Source organism: Brevibacillus porteri (assembly GCF_003013475.1).
Lineage (GTDB): Bacteria > Bacillota > Bacilli > Brevibacillales > Brevibacillaceae > Brevibacillus > Brevibacillus porteri.
The window spans coordinates 207,944-227,514 of the sequence record NZ_PXZO01000002.1; the positions used below are offsets into that span (position 1 = coordinate 207,944).

A 19,571-nucleotide genomic window follows, 5' to 3' on the forward strand; every position below is an offset into this window, starting at 1 on the left:
AAGGGTAGTGCATGAGAAGGAGGCTCATTATGCTGAGGCAGAGTACAAATGCAGGTAGAAGGTCAGCAGTAATGACTGGGGTGTTATTAATAGTCGGGTTGGTTACAGGTATATGTAGTGTTGTTCCTGTTATAGATGGAGCAAACTACCTTGTCGAAGCTTCTACAAATGAAAATCAGGTACGAATAGGTGCGTTTTTCCAGTTGTTAATGGTCGTTGCCTATGTTGGTATACCTATTTGGTTGTATCCGATTTTAAGTAAGCATCATAAAGGTTTAGCTCTTGGCTCTGTTGCTTTTGGGATCATTGCGGGTGTGTTCATTATTATTGGTGTAATCACTCTTCTGTTGCTATTGACAGTAAGTCACGAATTTGCAAAACTTGGAACTTTGCATGTATCGTATTTTCAGATCCTGGGTGGATTGTTACGGGAAGGACGTGATTTGGTTAACCATGTGGCAACGACACTGGCATTTGTTCTAGCTATGTTCTTGTTTACCTGCGTATTTTACCAAACAAAATTAGTTCCACGGTGGTTGTCAGTCTGGGGTCTTATTGGGTCTACATTGTCCATATCGGCAAGCTTATTCTTTATGGTTCGCTTCATCGGTCTGGATGCAACCTACATGACGTTGAACATTCCAATAGCCTTTCAACAATTGGTTTTGGCTATATGGTTAATCATGAAAGGATTCAACTCAACGAAACAGGATTGAGAAAGGGATGTCTCCTGACTTTTCACTGGAGACATCCCTTTTCTGTTACGCGCATTCACGCATCCCTTTACTCCACACTTACCAAAACGCGCTCCAATGCATCCAGCGCCTGTTCCGCGTCTGCACCATCCGCAGTCAAGACGACCGACTGTCCTTTTGAAACAGCAAGGGACATGACGCCGATAATACTCTTGGCATTCACCTTCTTCTCATCCTTGTTCAATCCGATTTCACTGGAAAAGGAAGCTGCCACTTTCACAAACAAAGTAGCCGGACGCGCGTGTAATCCCTGTGCCAACCCGACGATGACCTGTCTCTCTCTCATCTGATTCACTCCTACCCCTTTCTCGTAAAATTGCTACAGTCCTTCTATAGCAGTCAGCAGTTCTTCTACCTGATCCAAACGAGTCAATCCCGTTTCCTTGTCGACGATCGATGTATAAATGTGCGGAATGACCTGCTTTGCTCCTGCGGCAAGGCATACCTCCACAATCGGACGAATCGAAGCTGCATCGATCCCGCCAGTCGGCTCAAAAACGGGAATCCCGTAACGTACGGCTGCTTCTGCCATCGCCTTGATTTCATTGAGCCTCTCCAGCCCGTCAACTGGATAAAATTTGACCGAGTGTACGCCAATCTCCGCCAACATCGCAGCGGCTGCATCGCAAGAGAGCCATTCAGACACTTTGTTGCTCATTGGTCCCGTTGTGACTTGAACCTTTCCTGGTTGTCCGCCGGGGGCAATCAGTGCATTCACGATGGTATGCGAGTTGCCAACTGCCTGTAGCCCCCCGAGCGTATAGCCTGCTGCCGGAAATACTTGATTCACATGATCTGGTTGCGTCTGCACCGCGACTTCAGCGACCTTTTTCCATTGAGTAGGATCACCTGCACCCAGCCCTACAGACACTGGTACACCTGCTTGCTGATATTGTTCAACAGCGGTTATTGCTGCTTCTACGGAAGCGAATCCTTTGACTAAGATTCCGATAAGAGCGCGGCCATCAGTCACGGAACATATTTGTTTTGCGTTTTCTACATCCCTTGCCAAAACGTTTAAACGAATTTTCGGTGTGCCCACTTTTGTTATTCTCCTTCTCTCTGTTTTAGCAGTAGTTCCTTCATTCGCGCTGCGATGATGTGCTCTTGCCCCTGGTGAAACGGTCGTGGATCAAAGGCAATCATACCCGTATTCACATAATGGTTGCGGGTAAAAATAGCTGGATTTCCTTGCTCCAGTTGGCGTGTAAGCTCCGGAGCAGTCATTCCCGTCACTCGTTCGTCAAGCTGAACTTGCACACGATAGATCGCCCGGCCTGCCTCATCCTGTGCGATCACTGCTTTCACACCAGGCAAGCTGTTCAGTTCCCCTGCCAGCCACTCCACTCGTCTACGCTGCTCGGGAACATTTTGCTTTTCGGGGTCGTACTGTCCAATCGCTGCAAGTAAACCCGCAATGGCTTCCTTTCCTACCTTCATGGCACGACCGACGCCTTTATATTGCGCGCGACATGCAGCCACCAGATCGGCACGACCTGTGATAAACCCAGACGTTGGCCCGCCGATTGCTTTTCCGCCACTGTAGATGACTAGATCGGCACCCATCGCTACATAGCGCCGCAGATCCTCCTCCGCCGCTGCGTCTACGATTACCGGAAGTCCAAACTCCCGACCGAGTTGAAGCATCGTGTCGAGCGACTGCATCCCTTTTTGAATCGCATGATGAGATTTGACATAGAGCAGCGCTGCGGTCTGATCATCAATGGCTTCTCGCAAATGGTCTTCTTCTACGTGATTGGCATGCCCGACCTCTACGACTTTCCCACCGCCCAGTGCAATCATCTGTTGAATGGAAGCACCGAAGTGCACCGCGTGTCCTTTTTGGATGATGATCTTGTTATTCAACCCGTCGGAAAGAGGAAGCCGTTCGATCAAACTCAGATGGCAACCGGCTATGACTGCCGCTACACTAATGGCAATGCCTGCAGCTGCTCCCGAGGTAGGACAACCGTCTTCTGCTCCGGTCGCCTCTGCGATATGACGACCTGCCACAATCATCAGCTCGCTAATTTCTACATAATCCATGGCCGCTTCTCCCATGGCCTGTGCGATAGAAGGATGGACGGCACTTGCACCCAGTGCCGTCATCTTACCGCTTGCGTTAATGACTTGCTTCAACCCTAGCTGCTGATAGATTCCCATGGTTTGCCCATCCTTCCTGTGAAAACTCTTCGCTCTTCCGTCATTGTGTCGGGATCGGGAAAATGGCTCCGAGGATCATGGCTCCGATAATCGCACCACCCGCAATCGGTTTGTTGTAATAGTAAAAAATCGCTGCACCTGCTGTTGCGCCGAGTCCAACTGGAATCGAAGCCATAATCGCCGAAATGACAATCAATGGACCTAAGTAACGACCTGCTGCATTTCCGGCTCCCATCATGACATCCGCACCAAAAGTGGAGTTCGATGCGTTGATCGTGTACTTCCGAATCAAAATAATCACGGTACCAATGATGAAGCCCAAGAGTGCACCTGTTGCCAGCGCCAAAGGAAAAGAAGTCAACGGAGCTGTAAAGCCTGCTCCCAACATCAACGCTGGAACGCCAATCCCGATACCTGTTTGCAACGAGCCGCCAATATCGAGAATTCCAACCAGCGGTCCCTCCAAAACGCGGGCGAACAAAAAGCTCGCACCAAACGCAGCAGCCGCACCGTATCCGCCACCCTTGATCCCTGCCTCCAGCATCGCAACGATGGCGATATCGTTAAAGGCCCCGACATGATACACATAGTAAAGATGAGTACCAGCAAAGATTCCTGAAGACAAGCACGCCACAAAGAGGGGAAATGCCCATTCTGAATACCAAAACCCTTTTGCCTGCAATTCACCCATTACTTTTTCACCACCGATCCGAATGTTTCGTGAAGCTCTATCAACCACTGTGGAATTTCTACATACATGCTCTTCAAGAGCGCGACGTCAAAACCGCGGAAGAAGCCACTGAATACAAACAAAAGAATGACTGCAATAAACATGGATTTCGTAATTTTGTTCCAACCACTGTCATCCAAGCCTTTCCCGATCAATATACCCAAGACGATTCCAGGCACCGCATTGCCCATGACCAAATGCGACAAACCGCCCAAGACCGTTCCCCAAATCCCCGTCCGTTTGCCTGCATCCATCGCCGCCATCCAGAACACAATCGGCATGATCGGGTTGATCAACCAGTTCGCAGCAGGAACCAGTACCTTCGTCGCTACAAGCTGCATCGATTCGGGAATCACTGTTGCTGTAGAATTCAAAAGTGTGACCACAACGACACCGACTGCTGCTCCGGCAATCGCCATTTGCTTTGGATTGTGCAACGTCTCTGCCACATTCTTGTTACGCCAGAGCAGCACAGCCGCTGCCCAGTTCGGGATGACGCGATGATCCACATCTTGCGTCAAAGCACCGGCACCGACAACAGACGCCCATGAGTTGAACAAAAAGCCAAGTCCAAATGAAAAGTGGGAAATGGGATCGCCCGCACATGCGTTCAGCTCTCCAAAAGTCCGGAATGCTCCCATCCCTTGGACATTGGGTGCATGGAACATCCTCGCCGCCCCTGCACCAACACCGAAGCCGACCAATGCCCCGATGACGATCGACTTCAACACAATCATCAAAGTAACCATGAACCTACCCCCTGTCTGCTTCTATCGCTGACGAACCAACTGCCCCACACCCGCAGTCTGCTCGGTCTGCTGCTGAAATGTTATGTTTTCTACCTGGACCAGCCCCAACCTCACTTGAATATCTACAGTAATGTCATACCGCGTCCGTTTGCGTGGGAAGAACAATCCAAAAAATCGCTCATGCTTCACTGTCTCTGTCGCAGACACAATGGAAACGCCTACAGGTTCGATTCGCACGACCAAATCACTCGTTTGTCTCGCCACTACATGCTTGATTTGGGAGAAAATCTTGTTGAAGGCTCCCTCCTTCGTATCGCCACTGCCGGATAATCGCAAGGTCTGCGTCGTCTCCGTGTACATGGATTACTTCCCTCCCAGCTTGATGTATTCTTCCACCATGCGTCTGCCCAGCTCTTCTATATCCATGAAGCCAAAACCAATCACTTTTTTGCCGCTACGCAAGGCAGTAATACCAGCATCGACTGAGCGCAAGCCGTACTCGACTGGAAAACCATACTTGGTCTTGGCAGTCAGTGCCCCAGCGCCACCACTTCCGCAAAAGGAAAGCCCGAGATCTGCACTCTCACTGACCATGACATCTCCTACCTTCATATCAGCGCCAACACCTGGAATGACGATCGCGGTCCCGCCAGCAGCTTCGATTCCTTTTGCGATGTTCTGTCCTTTTCCGAGACGATCACCAATCACGATTTTTACCTTAGACATATACATAACCTCCTTTTATTCACAGCGATGTTTTACGATGGTCCCATCTGCATGGCACGAATGGCTTCAAAATGGACAGCCAACAGAAACGCTTCTGTATCATCTGCCTGCCACGCACTTTTTTCTTCCGAGAGGACTTTGTGCGAGAGCGTAACCATATCGGGACGAATTTCGGCGAATAACTCCGCTTCAATCACGGGCAGCTTTTCACCGTTTGTCATCCGTCGTACAAATGCCATTACATGAGCTCCGATGGCTAGCCAGCGATCTCGCGGTATATGAATCTCCAAGAGGCGAAACTCCTCCTCTATTTTTTGGAGAATCTGTTTTGATTCAGAAATTTCAGATAAATAATCCGATTTTGTCTCAGCCAGTTCCTTGAGAATGTCATCAATCATTTGCATGTCAGTACCTTTCCCGAAGTAATCGCTTGATAAGCCACTACTCTTTCCTTTGACTCCAACGTTTCTTGTTCACTGTCCGTCAAAATTGTCGGCTCTTTTTTGATCTGCAAAATGGATACGTCCGCGCATGCCCCTACTTTCAACGTTCCGATCTCGTTTTCCAGCCCGAGAATTCGTGCTGGACCTAGCGTACTCGCCGCAATCACATCGTCGAGCGAGTAGCCCATAGCGAGAAACTTCGTAAGTGTGTGCGTCAAGCTGTGCACAGGACCATCGATGTTGCGCTGGTGAACATCCGTGCTAATGACATGTGGCATAATACCATGGGCCTGCGCATGACGCAGTGTTTGGAAGCTGAAGCTCGCTTCGCCGTGCCCGATGTCGAGTAAGACTCCCCGCTCCAACGCGTCTTGCGCCTCTGGAATCAACTCGCCTCGTTCGTCGAACATCCCTCCTTTTTTTCCGTGAAACGCATGTGTCACCACGTCCCCTCGGTCTAGCAGAGGCAATATTTCCGTGAGTTTTGGCGGAGCGTTTCCGATGTGTACCATCATGGGTACGCCCGCTTCCCTCGCCGCTTCCTTGGCTACGAGCAAGGGATGGATCCCGTTTTGCTTGACGACAGAACCGCTCATGCGGGCTTTTATCCCTCGTAATATCGGTTGTTTTCTTATGAGGGCTGCTGCTTCTCTCGGGGTTAACCGCGACATGTCTGCGAGCTCCCCGCCGCCTGTGCACAAGCCATCCCCTGAAATGTTCAGAAATGCCAGAACACGAGTAACAGAAGGATACACTGCTTCTTCAAGAAAAGCATCAAACGACCATAGCCCGACACTGCCAGCATCTACTACGGTTGTCACTCCTTGCTCGACGCCGACCCGATCCGCGACTACGCCCAAACTCGTCTTTGTCGGGAAAACGTGAGCGTGCAGATCGATTAGACCGGGAGTCACCACGTATCCCCCTGCATCGATCGTCTCCTTGCCTTCCAGATTCATCCCTTGGTCATCGGTTGTCTTCCCTTTCTCATACAACCCAACGATCCGCCCTTCCCGAATGGCAAGATCATAGTGCCCATTCACGTTCTGGGAAGGATCAATAACCCGTCCGTTGCGTATGAGTAGATCCACTTTCACTTTCTACCGTCCCCTTTCCTGAAAAATAGCGCATAATGGCCGTCACTTCACTAGGCGGAACTTGGAGGTTTGCCTCAGCCATCAATTGGTTCAGCTTTTCACGCCATGCCTTCCATTCTCTCGATTCTGCCTCAGTCGCCGATCCCCACTCCTCCTGATAGGGTGAGCCAAAAGCCAGTCGATTCACCATCAACAGCAGGTGCAGCGTCAGTCCGCTTGCCATTTGTTCCGTTACGTACTCCCGAAAAGCAGTCACGATTTTTTGACTGATCTCATACCCTTTGCAGATAACATCCTGGGACAATCTCTCCACCACCGGCAAATCTGACGGATTGAGATCAGTAGTCAGTGTTGGGAACCAAGCTTCCTTGCGAGCATTCACAGCCTGTTGTCGATTTCCTTCCGCCACTTGCAAAGCTTCCAGACAGTTCTGAATCTGGTTGATATCTTGGCGTGTTGGAAGAGGACTGACAATCACAACAGGCACCTCGGCTTTGATCGGCAGGACACTGATGATGACATCCACGCGACGACTCGCCAAATACTTCTCTACCTCTGTACTGGAACACAGACCTACGACCCGAAGTGAACGCAATTCGCTTTCCAGATACGTTTTCAAAAACCGCGAAGTTCCTCTGCCTGTTCCGCAAACGACAAGCGCATCTGCCTTTTTCTGCTCCAGCCAGCGATCATAACCTGCCTGGAAATGCAGGACAAAGTAAGCAATGTCTGCATCAAGCCAATAGACCCCCCGATGCCAAAACACTTCTTCGCAAGAGCGTTTGACTGCATCAAACATGCGTGCGTAGGAACGGCGAATCTCCTCCGTCAGTGGATTTGCAAAAAGAACTCCCTGACGATAACGGTTCAAACTATCATCCAGATGAGCAAAAAGCAGTCTGACCAGCTCCTGATCCTCGTACAACGGTGCCAACATCCGACTGCTAACCGCTTCTGTCAGCTCCTTGGTTGCCTGGAAAACGTCCAAAACGATCCTACCTGCACGCGCTTCTCTTGGCACCTGTTCAGTCCCTAGTAGCGGAAGGCACGCATACGCAATCTCGTGTTCGGGAATATCGACGTTCAATCGCTGGCAGAAAGCTCGAACCTCGTGTGAAAACAGCTCGTACCCGCTCCAATGCCTCGCTTCTCCCATCTCGGCATCATCCGCAGTGACCAATTGGCCCCTTTGTACACGATGGACGACAATGCATAAGCGAATCAGTAAACTAATCAACACTCGGTCTGCCAGCGTCTCCGCAGCAGCATTCATCCATGCTTTGATGCTGTGAATGATCTCCCCTAACTCTGTCCGGCTGATCAGCCATTTCTCCAATAACGGACCTGTTCGCGCTTCTTGTCCATACTCTAAAAGCATTCCCTGTACCATCCGATACATGTCGATTCCATCCAGCAGATCGTGAATCAAGTTTTCGAGAGCATACCGCTTGTGCCGCTCACTCCCGTCCACACGTACACCGTACCTTTGCTTCGTGACGAGCTCGAGACGCCAGCCATCGAGCAGCTTTTCTGCGTCCTTGACATCGGCCACGACAGTATTGCGACTGACTCCCATATGGTCGGCCAAATCGTTCATCCGCTGATACCCTTCTGACAGCAGAAGAATGAACAAAAAATGCTTGACCCGATCCTTTTGCGGCAGAATGAGTGTCTTGCTGTCATCCCTTTGCAAATTTTCCTTCAACGCATTTCGATGCTCTTGCTCTTCCGTGATCCACAGCCCTTTATTCGGTTGAGAATGGAGGATGACATTTCGTTCCTTTAGCCATTGCCTGACGTTATCCAGGTCGTACTTGACGGTGCGTTCGCTTACCTGAAAATCGCGCGCGACGTCCTTAATTTTCAGCGGATAGTAGCTGTCGAGTATCACCTTCAGTAATGCATGGGAACGTGTGGTTAAGAAGACCATTCCTTTCTCCTTTCCATAAAAAGCTGTGTCCTTGCTTGAGATTCATTATAGAAAACGCTTTCTCAGTGGTAAAGAACGATTCCTTTCCCTATCAATCGTGCAATTTTTGCAATTATCAGTTCGATTCGACAGCGCATAAAAAAAGCCCGCAACGAAAGGTTACGGACCTCTACTTTTAAAAAGAGCTCACTTACAGGATTCCACCCAAGCTCGCACCTTTGACAAACAGTCGTTCGATATTTTTCTCAACAGTTGGATCGGGTACCAATGGCGGTGCTTGATGGGGCTTGGTACGTGCATCGATAATCAGATTATCACAACCCCAATGCTTGTTCTCGTAGTAGCTGTTCACGCCGTAAATGTCGTGGGATGGATTACTGCGTGTAAAGGTTGCCCACAGGAAGTTTTGAAGAGACGCGCTCATGAATGTACTGTCGTCACAAAGGATGATCATCGGGCAAGACGGGATCGGACCTCTCGCTTGAATCGCGTCACACAGATTCTGTAATTGCTGCTGGGCGCACGCGTAATCGGTAAAAGCAGGACCTTGGATCGACACCACACCTGGCATAATCAAGCGGGCATTCTCAAACTCTCGCAAATCCTTCAGCTCATCCGGCACCTCTTTGCACAGTTCTCTTTTTTGATCGCCGTAAGCAGCGAGGACAACCTTACTGCCGCTGTTTAAGCCTGTTCCCGAATAATCCAACGTATCAATGGTCGTGTTCGTATAAAAATGAACATCGCGATGCAGATCGATTCTCTCCAAAATATAGGTCATAAAATCAACTTCATCATGCGTCGTCAATGGTCGATTTTCTTCTGCGGTAATGAATAAATACTTGGCCAAGCTCAATTGGCCAGTTCCTAAAATGCGGTTGGCAATGGTGAGCATCTCCGTCGGCTGTTTGACTTGCTGATACGGCGTATATCGCTCGCTTCCGATGGCAAACAGCAGCGGATGCACACCGGCAGCATCTACAGCATGAACTTCTTTTACACCTGGGATTTCTTGCTTGATCGCATCGCCCGTTAACTCGTGAATCAGTTGACCGAATGACGTATCTTCTTGTGGTGGACGGCCCACAACTGTGAATGGCCAGATTGCATTCGGCTTGGCGTACACTTTCTTTACCTTCATCACAGGGAATGGATGGATCAGACTGTAATAGCCCAAATGGTCGCCGAATGGTCCTTCTGGTTTCGTATCTCCCGGATAAATATCTCCCGTGATTACAAAATCCGCATCATTGCTTACGCAGTAACCATCGATATAGCTGTAGTGAAAACGACGCCCAGAAAGCAAACCGGCAAAAGTAATTTCGCTCAAGCCTTCTGGCAACGGCATTACAGCCGATAAAGTATGGGCAGGCGGACCGCCAACGAAACAACTTACTTTCAGCGGCATCCCCATTTTGGTCGCTTTGGCTTGGTGGACACCAATTCCACGATGGATTTGATAGTGCAAGCCAATTTCTTTGTTTACCTCATACTCATTACCAGTCAACTGCACACGGTACATACCCAAATTGGAATTCATGATTCCAGGCTTGTCCGGATCTTCCGAATAGATTTGGGGCAACGTGACAAAAGCTCCACCATCCATCGGCCAGCTTTGGATAAGTGGCAGGTCTGTTATGCTGATTTCCTGTGCGGTTACCGGCATGCTAGTCGATTTTTTTGCAGGCAAAGCCTTTAGAGCAGCAAAGCCGTTTTCGATATTTTTAAATGGCTGCTTTAGCGCTTTCATCGGATCATTGCGCATAGCGATTATATTTTCAGCGGCTTGCCAGGTGCTTCTGAAAATAAACTTGCTGCGCTCAATTGTGCCAAAAAGATTGGATACCGCACGAAACTTTGAGCCTTTTACGTTTTCAAACAGTAAGGCTGGCCCGCCAGCTTCGTACATCTTCAAGTGAATCGCGGCCATTTCTAGATAGGGATCTACTTCTTCGCGAATACGGACCAAATGTCCGTGCCTTTCCAAGTCAAGAATGCACTCTTCTAAATTCTGATACATATCTATAGGGCTCCAATCACTAGATTCTAGATTTACCTGTAGATCAATACCTTCTCATCATACAGGAAAGATCCTACAAATTCACGTTACCCTTCCGCACAATTTCTTGAAGCTCGCTCAGTTCTCTGATTTCGTAGGTTGGCTGAATGCTCGTCTGATTTTCCTTGCCTAGAGGGTTGAACCAGCATGTATCGATCCCGTAAAGGGCTCCCCCTTGTATATCAGAGGTCAACGAATCTCCCACCATCAATACGTTCGCCTTCTCCGTCCATTGCAGTTTGGAGAACGCGTATTCAAAAATTTCCCGATCCGGCTTTTTGTAACCGACCTCTTCGGAAATAATCAGGTACTCAAAAGAGTTGCAAAGCGGTGAAGCGGCAATTCTTGCCGTTTGCACAGAGGCGAACCCATTCGTAATGATCGCCAAGCGGCAATCCTCCAAACTGTTGCACAATTCAACCGCTCCCGGTACCAAATGCACTTCTTTGCCCAAGGATTCGAGATAGGCGCTGCCGAACGCCTCTGCATCGACGTCTAGCTGAACAGCTTTGAAAAGTCTTCGAAATCTCTCTACACCCAGCTCTGCTAGAGTGATTCGCCCCTTTTCTAAATCCTCCCACAATCCTTTACTGATCTCTTTGTAAGTCACTCCATAATCAGAAGATCCCGTAGCGAGTCTAAACTGAGAAAACGTCTTTTGCAAAGCATTTTCTTCTGTCGTTTTGAAGTCGAGAAGTGTATCATCTACATCGAATAATATGACTTGATAGCGCATGGTAACCTCCATAAATCTTTACTGATCAAGTATTCGTACGAACTAACACCTTTCTATCATATCAAAAACAGAAGGCCAACCTGCATACAAAAAGCCTCGAACTGTATCATTCGAGGCTGTGAGAGATTTATTAGAGGAGCGGCTTCTGGATCAACGTGGCGAATTTGAACCGATGGACATGTCCGTCGTTAAACGTGGTCCTCCCACTTACGAAATGAACATGTTTTCCATTTTTAACCGGAATTGCGGGTCCAGTTACAATTCGTACGCGATGGAGATGATTGAAGAAGTCTGTATTGGACCGAATGACATGAACGTGGCTTTTTCCTCTGGGGATTGCTTGACCAGTGACGCCAGCAAAACGGTGATTGTGTCGATCTGCTCCTTCTTCTGCAAGCTGCGTGCTACCTAAAAACTCATGAACATGTCTCTGAATTCTTGTTGTACGTTTACTTTTTAACTTCCATTTTAATCTTTTTTTATTAGCCATTGTTTTCATTCTTCCATCCCTGGCTTGCTATCACTGTATTCAGTGTGACAAGGAGGCGAACTGGTCAACAGCTTGTTTCCTACGAAAATCCATACTACCCTAACTTAATTCGCGCTTTTTCCTACATAGCTCCCTGCCATGATGATCGAATTCGTGTATCCACCTCTTACATTTTCGAAACCTGAGAGCAAGGTTGGGACCCCAACAAATTCAACCGTATCATCTTCATAGACATCTAATGCACCTAGGTAAACAACTTGGTAGCTATCCTCCTCGTCATTGACGACATGCAAGACGGAAATCATCCCGATTTCCGGTATTTCTTCTTCTTCGATGCTCAACACTGTTCCTTTATCTCGAATCATCGAAGCATGATACTTGGAAATGTTTTTATTGATATGTTTCGGTTGCACATTTTGATCGACTAATTGCTGAGCTTCCTTCACTTTGTCCCCAGTTGCCGGAAACAGATGAGCATGCTTTGCCAAAAACGCTTTGGATTCCGGTGGAAATTCTTCTCCAGCATCGAAGCCATTCACTTCATGTAAGGCGAGTACAGCCATCGAAAAGTACATAGCTACATTATTATTTTCTGATTCCGCAACTGCCTCTGTACCTTCAATCGTGGAAGAAGAGCCTTGTTTGGCTAAATTGGAAAACACGGAAGAAGTACTTGAATTCGTTGAACCACATCCTGTAACGAGAATGAATGCGACAAAAATGAATGCATAAGAAAATGAAATTCTCATCTCACTCAACCTTTCCTATTATTTCCTTCCCCTCATTATCTCATGGTATTTCCCTTGCAGGAAGTCCACCCTTTCCTTCCGAATTCTCTCTCTACATGGTAGAAGGAAGGTGAAACAATGAAAGCGCTCTTAGTGATTGATGTGCAAAACGGAATTGTGAGTTGTGGAGATTACAAAGAGGAACTTTTTTTGATGGAACAGGTGATCAAAGATTTTAAAGAGAGCAATTGTCCTGTCATTTTTGTCCAGCATGTGGATGATGCAGAAGAAAGTCCCCTGAAAAGAGGCTCTATCGGTTCTGAAATACACTCTTCATTAAAAGACTATTCCGACTTCATCATTGAGAAGCAAACCCCTAGTTCTTTCTTCCAAACTGAACTCACACAGACTTTAGAAAAGCTAGGGGTCGATCATCTTTTTATCATTGGTTTTGAGACGGAATTTTGTTGTATGTTTACGGCGATCGCTGCCTATGATCGCGGATATAACGTGACGTTCATTAAGGACGCAACTGGAACAACCAATACCGCCGAATCATACAGCATGCAAGGATTAGACGTTAAACAGTTTGTAGGAACCGTTCTCCGTTGGTCAAGTGTCATTGAAGTAGTAAACTACACCGAGTACACTGAAAAATACAAGTGATGTGAGCAGGTCGTACCTGTTATCCGAGGACTCGCAGATACACGATCCTTTGCAGAATGTTCAGTCATTGCTATATGACAAAAGATGTCATAATGGGCGGTTTATACTGAATCCATCAACGAAACGATTGGAGGATTTCAGTATGATAGGTCTGCGTATTTTTGCAAAATGGGTAATGATCGTAGGGTTGTGCTTGATGTTCCTTTCAGCTGGTATTTATAAGCTGATTGGACATCAAGAGACAACACTTGCTTTCCAAGCATTGGGGTTTCCCCATTGGTTCCAAGTTGTGATCGGTTTAGGTGAAGTGCTCGGCGGACTGGGCTTACTGATGAAAAAGTATGCGCGGTACGCCGCCTATACGCTCGCAGTGATTATGCTTGGTGCTACAATCACTCTTCTTTTACGCGGTGATATGACTACTGTAGCGATTCCGTTTGTCTTACTCCTTGTTTTCTTGCTTATCGGTCGCCAGAGTGGTAGCAAAAAACAGCCGAATAACGCTACGCCGATTTAATCCGACTGCTCACAAAAAAGGCCGTCAGTTCCCACCCGTAGCCAGGTGAGGATCTGACGGCCTCCCGCTTTTTCTTCAAGCTCGTTCGTTTACAAATGCTTTTTTATAAAGTGTAAGAGGGTCTGACCTTGTGCGGTAAGAATCGCTCCCTTACCTTGGCATTTGGGACATGATTCCTCTTGCTTGTTTTCATTCACTAGAGTCCCCTTGCCTTCGCATTCCCAGCAGGATTGCTCTAAGTCATCCATTGAAATCGTCATGAGGCAAAACCCTTTCCCTGCTAAAAATAACCGTACCTTGTCCTGATTTTAACACGAATTCGTCATGTTCTGCCAGCAAGTTCACTATCGCGATGGCTGGCTCTTCTTATGTAGTAAAACAATTATTTATCACATACCCTTCTGCTCGAAATCATAGTAGGTAAAGATAGTAAAAAAGGAGGGATGACATGTGGATCAAGAAAAAGTAACCATCAAGATTAACGACAATGGATCAATTCGTGTGACTGGTGCAGTTGAATTGCTGGATGGAGCAGGCGACAAGTATGAAGTCGGTTCATCTTTTTCACTCTGTAGATGCGGTCAATCCGAGAAGAAACCGTTCTGTGATGGCACGCATAAAAAAGTAGGTTTTGAAAGTGCACCACGGGCAAAAGCATGATTTGAAAGAGCGCAGATGCGCTCTTTTTTCACTTATCAATCACTTATGATGTAAATTTGTTTCCTCATTGGTATAATTTTGAAGAATCACGGCATTTTTAGGAGCAGTCTTATTTTTCATGATTGTCCAGATTCTCTAACATTCCGCAAGCCAAGTTCTCGTTTTGATTGACGGCGTTTATTTTTTATACCTACAATAATGACATTCCGATCCCATACGCTTTGACGAAGAACGATCCTTCGTTCAGTTATGCCTGACAAAGTTAGGAGTTCACAACCATGTACGCACAAACAGTACGTTACGATCAATTTGGCGAACCCCATGAAGTATTGAAGGTTGAACAGCGGCTGATTGAACCTCTTAAGCAAGATGAAATTTTGGTAAAAATGAGCGCACGTCCTATTAATCCTTCTGACGTCATTCCGATTCGTGGTGCCTACAAGCATCGCATCAACCTTCCCGCCATTCCTGGGTATGAGGGGGTTGGTACCGTTATGGATACAGGTCCTTTTGCTCCCCGCTCTCTTATCGGTAAACGTGTTCTGCCTTTGCGCGGTGAGGGTACATGGCAAGAATACGTAAAAACGACAGCCGAGCTAGCCATTGCGGTTCCCGATTCGATCCCAGATGATATCGCCTGTCGATTGTACATCAACCCCATCACTGCGTGGGTCATCTGCAATGAGACGCTTCAACTGTCTTCTCATCAGTTTTTGTTAGTCAATGCAGTCAACTCAGCCATTGGCCGTTTATTTATTCAGCTATCCGCTCTTTTTGGTTTTAAAGTGATCGCCATCGTCCGAAACGCAAGATATACCGAGGAGTTGATGCAACTTGGGGCGTGGCATGTCATCGACAGTTCACGTGTGTCTATTTATGATGCCATCATGAGTGTAACGAACGGACAAGGTGCTCATGCGTCTATTGATTCCATTGGCGGTCCAGACGGTTTAGATCTGGCGAAGTCTACACGTGCTGGCGGAATCTTCTTGTCGTTAGGTCTTTTATCGGGAGTTCAAGTGGATTGGTCGATCATTTCGAAAGAGCTTGGCGTTCTCCCTCAACTATTTTTATTGCGCCACTGGATTCAACGAGTTTCCGTGTCTACCTGGCACGAAACGTTTGAAAAAGTCATCGAGCTCGTTCAGAATGGGAAGCTCCTTTTAGCAGAGCCTGGAGAGAAATTTGCTTTGCATGATGTTAAAGAAGCAGTGCAATTTGCGGAGAGCCGTCAGCGTATGGGGAAAATCATCTTGGTGTAATTGGTCCTATACGGCTCTCGTTCTGTAGGGATGTACAAGTGGTTTACATAACATGAAGCCAAAAATGAGCGTATTCTCGCCCTTTTTGGCTTTGACGAAACATAGGAGGTCCTATGGCTAAACATGAAAAGATGTTTCTTGAAAATTATGAATCAAAAGCCTCTGAATATCTGAACGATAAAGAAAAAGCATCAAATCTCCTAAAAAAAGCAATGAAAAAAGCAGATAAAAAAGCGATCGGAGATGCTTGGGAGAATTTACAGCTCCTCTTTCATATTTTCGGGGATTGGACGAGTGGAAAATATCGAACAATCCCTGTTAAATCCATATTGATGATTATTGGCGGGATTTTATACTTTGTTTCACCCATAGACGCCATCACAGATTTTATTCCTGTTGCTGGTTTACTAGATGACGCGACAATCATTGGATTGGTGTTTCGACAAGTGAGCAGCGACCTTACTCTGTACAAAGAGTGGAAAGAAAAAGATTTTTTACAGGAATAGAGGAACAATCCATTCAATGGATAGTAGGAGAGTCTCTGTTCTCTCCTATTTTTTTATCCGAATGATTCTAGTAGAGCGAGGTACTTTGATGACGTTACCCGAGTATTTACATCATACATTTCCAACGTTATTGCTTAGACCACCCTTGTTTTATAGCTGGGATATTGGAATCCGTTTTGAGCTCGGGGTGAACTACGCTTACCATAACGTTTATGAAAATTGCCCTTATTTACAGGGGGTTAATAGGCGAGCAATTACTTTATTTAAGACTTTACATGCACCTAACGATGACATCTATATCGTAGTGGATGTAAACGATTTTGGAGACGGTGGGGCTTTTAAGCGTAAATTGAACGCCTTTTCCAAGTATGTGAAGAATAAATCACTTTTGTATAAACTTAGGCAAAATACCATTCCTTATGTTTTTCCAGAAGACGATGAGAATGACGTCTATCGAACGCATCGGTTCTTCTTGAAGTGTAAGACGTCGGACTTTGCCTATGTTCCCATGATAAAAGCAATCTGCCATCAGGATATGGGATTAAAACCACGTATTTTTCATCGCGTCTACTTTATCAATACGAGCAAACATACCATCTTTCACATCTATGACGATCGAGGCTGTGATTTATTAGCCACTTCTCCTGAAACAATCAGAGGGATATATGACAGCTATCCTCATTGGATATTAGATTATGACAGAGCCAAGATCGATCAGGTATTTTTGTAAATGGAATCAGTTACGGCAACACATTTCCGGCAGAGCGATAGATGTCATACCACTCTTCTCGCGTCAAACGAATATGGGTCGCTTTCATGCACTCTTTCATTCGGTCGATATTCGTCGTGCCAATGACAGGTTGCATGTTCGCCGGGTGCCGTAGAAGCCAAGCGATGGCGATTGTTGTGTTGGATACTTCATATCTAGCTGCCATTTCATCGATTTTTTTGTTCAACTCAGGAAATTTCTCGTTCCCAAGGAAAGATCCTTCGAAAAATCCATACTGGAACGGCGACCAAGGCTGAATCGTAATATCATGCAGCCTGCAAAAGTCGAGTACACTGCCATCGCGGTTCACAGCCGAGTTGTTCTCCATATTGACGTTGAAGCCTTGCGAAATCATCGTCGCGTTCATAATGCTTAGTTGCAACTGGTTAGCGACGATTGGTTGCTTCACATACTTGTTTAACAGCTGGATCTGCATCGGATTTTGATTGGAGACGCCAAAGTGGCGTACTTTACCCGTGCTTTCCAGAAGATCGAACGCTTCCGCTACTTCTTCCGGCTCGACAAGAGTGTCTGGGCGATGCAGCAGCAATACATCTAAATATTCCGTTTTTAGACGTTGTAAAATGCCATCCACAGCATTCAAAATATATTCTTTGGAAAAGTCGAACATGCCGGGCCGAATGCCACATTTCGATTGCAAAAGGATACGCTCACGAACGCTAGGGCTCATCTGAATCGCTTCTGCAAATACTTCCTCACATCTGCCCTTCCCATAAATATCTGCATGGTCGAAGAAATTCGCACCTTCTTCAAGCGCCGTTTGTACGAAGCGCTCCGCTTGCGGCTTGTCTAATGACCCTATCCTCATGCACCCAATTGCGATGACTGGTACTTCTAACTTGCTCGTCCCGAGTGGTATGGTTCTCATGTCAAACCTCCGATTCTAATAAGTGGGTCGTGCGATAGAGCAAAGAGCCTTCCCCAATTACCTGGAAGGACTCTTTGTTTGGTGTAACTTCCCTGTACACCCGTGATTCTTCTATTTTCGGTAGTAATATTTCGCCCATTCGTTGATGATTTGTTTTCTCGTCTTCGTCTTCGTCTTCGCCTTCACCTTAGGGACATCGCTTGTCTCCCAATCTCGAATAGCCTCTCGAAATGACTTGTAAAACCAGAAATCATTAATAATCCATGAGCAAAAAATTTTTCGATACATGCGTCCCGCATGAATGCCAGAGCTGTATCTTCTTACAGCCTTACTTGCTAACCGTTTTGCAAACTTTTTACTTGGTCCAGTCTTGTCCTTTACAACCGGGAACTTCTTATAACTTCTACTCATCACTAACCTCCTTTTTGGGAAGTTAATGACCGTAATTCATCTCCTTCATCGCACACCCTCCTTCGGGTTTATCTACATGAAAATACTCATGAACCACTTAAAAGTTTCGCTTGTTCCGTGAAAATAAAGTTTTAGACTAGAAAATCAAGTACTAGACTGATGGTAAATTATTCAACTAATGGGCAAGGCATGTCCATTGTTCATGAAAGTAAACTTACAAAAAAGGGGATATTAAGTTATTTATGGAAATTCACCTAATGAAAAATATCTGGAGGAGATAAAATGAGTGACATGGTAATAAATGAAACGAGTCAAAAACTCGACATAGGCGGAGTTAAACTATGTTTTAAATATTATGGTGAAATAAGTGATTTTCCAACGGTGGTTTTTGATTCTGGTTATGGGTGCACATTAAACTACTGGAGTTCCATTAGTGCTGAAATTTCAAACCAAACAAGGATGTTCATTTATGATAGAGCAGGTATAGGTGAAAGTGAAAGTGATGAGAGACCTCGACATAGTCAGCAAATCATTGAGAATCTTAGAAGCTTACTTCAGAAAGCAAACGTGTCCCCCCCTTATGTTTTGGTCGGGCACTCTTTTGGGGGATTGAATGTTCGACTATATGCAAGTACATATCCAGAAGAAGTTGCCGGAGTGATTTTATTAGATCCATGTCATGAAGATCAAAATAGAATCATGGTTCCTTTATTTTCGGAAGAAGTTCAGGCAGAGTACTATAGTCAGTTTGTTCTTGAAGGCTCTATTCAAGAAATTGAAGAAAGCTTTGATCAAGCTCGAAAATCTAAATCACTTGGTAACAAGCCGCTCATTGTCGTATCAGGTACATTACAACCTCATCATAATCCTAAATCTATGTCTGCTTGGATTGCATTACATAAGGAGCTTACTAAATTATCAACCCGTAGTAAGCATATAATTGTTAAAAATGCCGGTCATGCAATTCATATTGATCAGCCCAATGTTGTAGTCGATATCGTTAAAGACATGCTACTTTTATGTAAAGCTCAAAGTAATTGAGGTCATTCGTTCATCAGTGTTTTCTTTGATCGGATCAGTCTAAAACTTATTTGAACAAACAAGAAAAGAAAAGCCTTTGTAAGCAAAGGCTTTTCTACCATTTCATATGGAGCGGGTGATGGGAATCGAACCCACGCCGCAGGCTTGGGAAGCCGGAGTTCTACCATTGAACTACACCCGCATGATGTTATCGCATTCATTCCAACTGCTTCCAATTATATAACTGTCTGAATTGTTTGTCTAG

25 protein-coding genes and 1 tRNA gene are annotated in these 19,571 nt (G+C 46.2%); 8 read left to right on the forward strand and 18 right to left on the reverse strand.

Annotated elements, in window-relative coordinates:
* The first annotated feature begins 29 nt into the window (after positions 1-29).
* Positions 30-716, forward strand: a complete 687-nt coding sequence (locus tag C7R92_RS03125; protein WP_106833216.1) for a DUF4386 domain-containing protein — start codon at positions 30-32, stop codon at positions 714-716.
* 67 nt (positions 717-783) lie between these two features.
* On the opposite strand, the gene C7R92_RS03130 is transcribed toward C7R92_RS03125, so the two are convergent.
* The 14 genes from C7R92_RS03130 to C7R92_RS03195 form a co-directional block, all read right to left on the reverse strand.
* Positions 784-1,041, reverse strand: coding sequence for an HPr family phosphocarrier protein (locus C7R92_RS03130; RefSeq protein ID WP_017249031.1), 258 nt, complete (start codon positions 1,039-1,041; stop codon positions 784-786).
* 33 nt (positions 1,042-1,074) lie between these two features.
* Positions 1,075-1,797 (reverse strand): KDGP aldolase, encoded by a 723-nt coding sequence (locus C7R92_RS03135; protein WP_106833217.1) that lies wholly within the window; start codon positions 1,795-1,797, stop codon positions 1,075-1,077.
* Positions 1,798-1,802: 5 nt separating this feature from the next.
* Complete coding sequence (locus tag C7R92_RS03140; protein WP_106833218.1) at positions 1,803-2,918, reverse strand: DgaE family pyridoxal phosphate-dependent ammonia lyase; 1,116 nt, start codon at positions 2,916-2,918, stop codon at positions 1,803-1,805.
* A gap of 40 nt (positions 2,919-2,958) precedes the next feature.
* Positions 2,959-3,609 carry a DUF4310 family protein gene (locus tag C7R92_RS03145; protein ID WP_017249034.1) on the reverse strand — a complete coding sequence of 217 codons (651 nt, stop codon included), beginning with the start codon at positions 3,607-3,609 and terminating at the stop codon, positions 2,959-2,961.
* Positions 3,609-4,397 carry a DUF4311 domain-containing protein gene (locus C7R92_RS03150; RefSeq protein ID WP_106833219.1) on the reverse strand — a complete coding sequence of 263 codons (789 nt, stop codon included), beginning with the start codon at positions 4,395-4,397 and terminating at the stop codon, positions 3,609-3,611. The genes C7R92_RS03145 and C7R92_RS03150 overlap by 1 nt, the downstream gene beginning before the upstream one ends.
* 21 nt (positions 4,398-4,418) lie before the next feature.
* Entirely contained in the window at positions 4,419-4,757 is a 339-nt protein-coding gene (locus C7R92_RS03155) for a DUF4312 family protein (RefSeq protein WP_007727313.1), read from the reverse strand.
* 3 nt (positions 4,758-4,760) lie between these two features.
* Positions 4,761-5,123, reverse strand: a complete 363-nt coding sequence (locus C7R92_RS03160) for an SFCGS family glycine-rich protein (protein WP_069844824.1) — start codon at positions 5,121-5,123, stop codon at positions 4,761-4,763.
* Between the two features lie 32 nt (positions 5,124-5,155).
* The gene (locus tag C7R92_RS03165; protein ID WP_106833220.1) at positions 5,156-5,527 is read right to left on the reverse strand and encodes a hypothetical protein; all 372 of its coding nucleotides are present in this window, start codon (positions 5,525-5,527) and stop codon (positions 5,156-5,158) included.
* Positions 5,518-6,663 (reverse strand): amidohydrolase/deacetylase family metallohydrolase, encoded by a 1,146-nt coding sequence (locus C7R92_RS03170; protein WP_106833221.1) that lies wholly within the window; start codon positions 6,661-6,663, stop codon positions 5,518-5,520. Before C7R92_RS03170 ends, C7R92_RS03165 begins: the two co-directional genes overlap by 10 nt.
* Positions 6,623-8,593, reverse strand: coding sequence for a BglG family transcription antiterminator (locus tag C7R92_RS03175; protein WP_106833222.1), 1,971 nt, complete (start codon positions 8,591-8,593; stop codon positions 6,623-6,625). Before C7R92_RS03175 ends, C7R92_RS03170 begins: the two co-directional genes overlap by 41 nt.
* A 190-nt stretch (positions 8,594-8,783) precedes the next feature.
* Positions 8,784-10,613, reverse strand: coding sequence for a UbiD family decarboxylase (locus C7R92_RS03180; RefSeq protein WP_106833223.1), 1,830 nt, complete (start codon positions 10,611-10,613; stop codon positions 8,784-8,786).
* A 73-nt stretch (positions 10,614-10,686) separates the two neighbouring features.
* A complete protein-coding gene (locus C7R92_RS03185; RefSeq protein WP_106833224.1) occupies positions 10,687-11,388 on the reverse strand; it encodes a YjjG family noncanonical pyrimidine nucleotidase in 702 nt (233 codons plus the stop codon).
* Positions 11,389-11,518: 130 nt separating this feature from the next.
* Positions 11,519-11,878 (reverse strand): YmaF family protein, encoded by a 360-nt coding sequence (locus C7R92_RS03190; protein ID WP_106833225.1) that lies wholly within the window; start codon positions 11,876-11,878, stop codon positions 11,519-11,521.
* Between the two features lie 104 nt (positions 11,879-11,982).
* A complete protein-coding gene (locus tag C7R92_RS03195; protein ID WP_106833226.1) occupies positions 11,983-12,627 on the reverse strand; it encodes a hypothetical protein in 645 nt (214 codons plus the stop codon).
* Between the two features lie 117 nt (positions 12,628-12,744).
* On the opposite strand from C7R92_RS03195, the gene C7R92_RS03200 reads away from it, so the two are divergent.
* Together C7R92_RS03200 and C7R92_RS03205 are read left to right on the forward strand one after the other, a co-directional pair.
* Positions 12,745-13,272 (forward strand): isochorismatase family protein, encoded by a 528-nt coding sequence (locus C7R92_RS03200; protein ID WP_106833227.1) that lies wholly within the window; start codon positions 12,745-12,747, stop codon positions 13,270-13,272.
* A 142-nt stretch (positions 13,273-13,414) separates the two neighbouring features.
* On the forward strand, positions 13,415-13,789 hold the full coding sequence (locus C7R92_RS03205) for a DoxX family protein (protein ID WP_106833228.1): 375 nt from the start codon (positions 13,415-13,417) through the stop codon (positions 13,787-13,789).
* Between the two features lie 89 nt (positions 13,790-13,878).
* On the opposite strand, the gene C7R92_RS03210 is transcribed toward C7R92_RS03205, so the two are convergent.
* Positions 13,879-14,049, reverse strand: a complete 171-nt coding sequence (locus C7R92_RS03210) for a tryptophan RNA-binding attenuation protein (RefSeq protein WP_106833229.1) — start codon at positions 14,047-14,049, stop codon at positions 13,879-13,881.
* Positions 14,050-14,239: 190 nt separating this feature from the next.
* On the opposite strand from C7R92_RS03210, the gene C7R92_RS03215 reads away from it, so the two are divergent.
* The 4 genes from C7R92_RS03215 (at position 14,240) to C7R92_RS03230 (ending at position 16,947) form a co-directional block, all read left to right on the forward strand.
* Positions 14,240-14,449 (forward strand): CDGSH iron-sulfur domain-containing protein, encoded by a 210-nt coding sequence (locus tag C7R92_RS03215; protein WP_069844813.1) that lies wholly within the window; start codon positions 14,240-14,242, stop codon positions 14,447-14,449.
* 278 nt (positions 14,450-14,727) lie between these two features.
* The gene (locus C7R92_RS03220; protein WP_106833230.1) at positions 14,728-15,711 is read left to right on the forward strand and encodes a zinc-dependent alcohol dehydrogenase family protein; all 984 of its coding nucleotides are present in this window, start codon (positions 14,728-14,730) and stop codon (positions 15,709-15,711) included.
* 113 nt (positions 15,712-15,824) lie between these two features.
* Positions 15,825-16,217 (forward strand): YkvA family protein, encoded by a 393-nt coding sequence (locus C7R92_RS03225; RefSeq protein WP_106833231.1) that lies wholly within the window; start codon positions 15,825-15,827, stop codon positions 16,215-16,217.
* Positions 16,218-16,305: 88 nt separating this feature from the next.
* Positions 16,306-16,947, forward strand: a complete 642-nt coding sequence (locus C7R92_RS03230; protein ID WP_106833315.1) for a DUF3885 domain-containing protein — start codon at positions 16,306-16,308, stop codon at positions 16,945-16,947.
* 10 nt (positions 16,948-16,957) lie between these two features.
* On the opposite strand, the gene C7R92_RS03235 is transcribed toward C7R92_RS03230, so the two are convergent.
* Positions 16,958-17,875, reverse strand: coding sequence for an aldo/keto reductase (locus tag C7R92_RS03235; protein ID WP_106833232.1), 918 nt, complete (start codon positions 17,873-17,875; stop codon positions 16,958-16,960).
* A 111-nt stretch (positions 17,876-17,986) separates the two neighbouring features.
* Entirely contained in the window at positions 17,987-18,286 is a 300-nt protein-coding gene (locus C7R92_RS03240) for a hypothetical protein (protein WP_208636178.1), read from the reverse strand.
* Between the two features lie 282 nt (positions 18,287-18,568).
* Here C7R92_RS03240 and C7R92_RS03245 point away from each other — a divergent pair, with 282 nt between their 5' ends.
* Complete coding sequence (locus C7R92_RS03245) at positions 18,569-19,327, forward strand: alpha/beta fold hydrolase (protein WP_106833233.1); 759 nt, start codon at positions 18,569-18,571, stop codon at positions 19,325-19,327.
* A gap of 107 nt (positions 19,328-19,434) precedes the next feature.
* Here C7R92_RS03245 and C7R92_RS03250 read toward each other — a convergent pair.
* Positions 19,435-19,508: transfer RNA gene (locus tag C7R92_RS03250), tRNA-Gly, on the reverse strand.
* Positions 19,509-19,571 lie beyond the last annotated feature (63 nt).

Coding starts and splice junctions, on each gene's coding strand:
- C7R92_RS03125 (WP_106833216.1), top strand. CDS start 30: ATGCTGAGGCAGAGTACAAATGCAGGTAGAAGGTCAGCAGTAATGACT.
- C7R92_RS03130 (WP_017249031.1), bottom strand. CDS start 1,041: ATGAGAGAGAGACAGGTCATCGTCGGGTTGGCACAGGGATTACACGCG.
- C7R92_RS03140 (WP_106833218.1), bottom strand. CDS start 2,918: ATGGGAATCTATCAGCAGCTAGGGTTGAAGCAAGTCATTAACGCAAGC.
- C7R92_RS03145 (WP_017249034.1), bottom strand. CDS start 3,609: ATGGGTGAATTGCAGGCAAAAGGGTTTTGGTATTCAGAATGGGCATTT.
- C7R92_RS03150 (WP_106833219.1), bottom strand. CDS start 4,397: ATGGTTACTTTGATGATTGTGTTGAAGTCGATCGTCATCGGGGCATTG.
- C7R92_RS03155 (WP_007727313.1), bottom strand. CDS start 4,757: ATGTACACGGAGACGACGCAGACCTTGCGATTATCCGGCAGTGGCGAT.
- C7R92_RS03160 (WP_069844824.1), bottom strand. CDS start 5,123: ATGTCTAAGGTAAAAATCGTGATTGGTGATCGTCTCGGAAAAGGACAG.
- C7R92_RS03165 (WP_106833220.1), bottom strand. CDS start 5,527: ATGCAAATGATTGATGACATTCTCAAGGAACTGGCTGAGACAAAATCG.
- C7R92_RS03175 (WP_106833222.1), bottom strand. CDS start 8,593: ATGGTCTTCTTAACCACACGTTCCCATGCATTACTGAAGGTGATACTC.
- C7R92_RS03180 (WP_106833223.1), bottom strand. CDS start 10,613: ATGTATCAGAATTTAGAAGAGTGCATTCTTGACTTGGAAAGGCACGGA.
- C7R92_RS03185 (WP_106833224.1), bottom strand. CDS start 11,388: ATGCGCTATCAAGTCATATTATTCGATGTAGATGATACACTTCTCGAC.
- C7R92_RS03190 (WP_106833225.1), bottom strand. CDS start 11,878: ATGGCTAATAAAAAAAGATTAAAATGGAAGTTAAAAAGTAAACGTACA.
- C7R92_RS03195 (WP_106833226.1), bottom strand. CDS start 12,627: ATGAGAATTTCATTTTCTTATGCATTCATTTTTGTCGCATTCATTCTC.
- C7R92_RS03200 (WP_106833227.1), top strand. CDS start 12,745: ATGAAAGCGCTCTTAGTGATTGATGTGCAAAACGGAATTGTGAGTTGT.
- C7R92_RS03205 (WP_106833228.1), top strand. CDS start 13,415: ATGATAGGTCTGCGTATTTTTGCAAAATGGGTAATGATCGTAGGGTTG.
- C7R92_RS03210 (WP_106833229.1), bottom strand. CDS start 14,049: ATGACGATTTCAATGGATGACTTAGAGCAATCCTGCTGGGAATGCGAA.
- C7R92_RS03220 (WP_106833230.1), top strand. CDS start 14,728: ATGTACGCACAAACAGTACGTTACGATCAATTTGGCGAACCCCATGAA.
- C7R92_RS03225 (WP_106833231.1), top strand. CDS start 15,825: ATGGCTAAACATGAAAAGATGTTTCTTGAAAATTATGAATCAAAAGCC.
- C7R92_RS03230 (WP_106833315.1), top strand. CDS start 16,306: ATGACGTTACCCGAGTATTTACATCATACATTTCCAACGTTATTGCTT.
- C7R92_RS03235 (WP_106833232.1), bottom strand. CDS start 17,875: ATGAGAACCATACCACTCGGGACGAGCAAGTTAGAAGTACCAGTCATC.
- C7R92_RS03240 (WP_208636178.1), bottom strand. CDS start 18,286: ATGAGTAGAAGTTATAAGAAGTTCCCGGTTGTAAAGGACAAGACTGGA.
- C7R92_RS03245 (WP_106833233.1), top strand. CDS start 18,569: ATGAGTGACATGGTAATAAATGAAACGAGTCAAAAACTCGACATAGGC.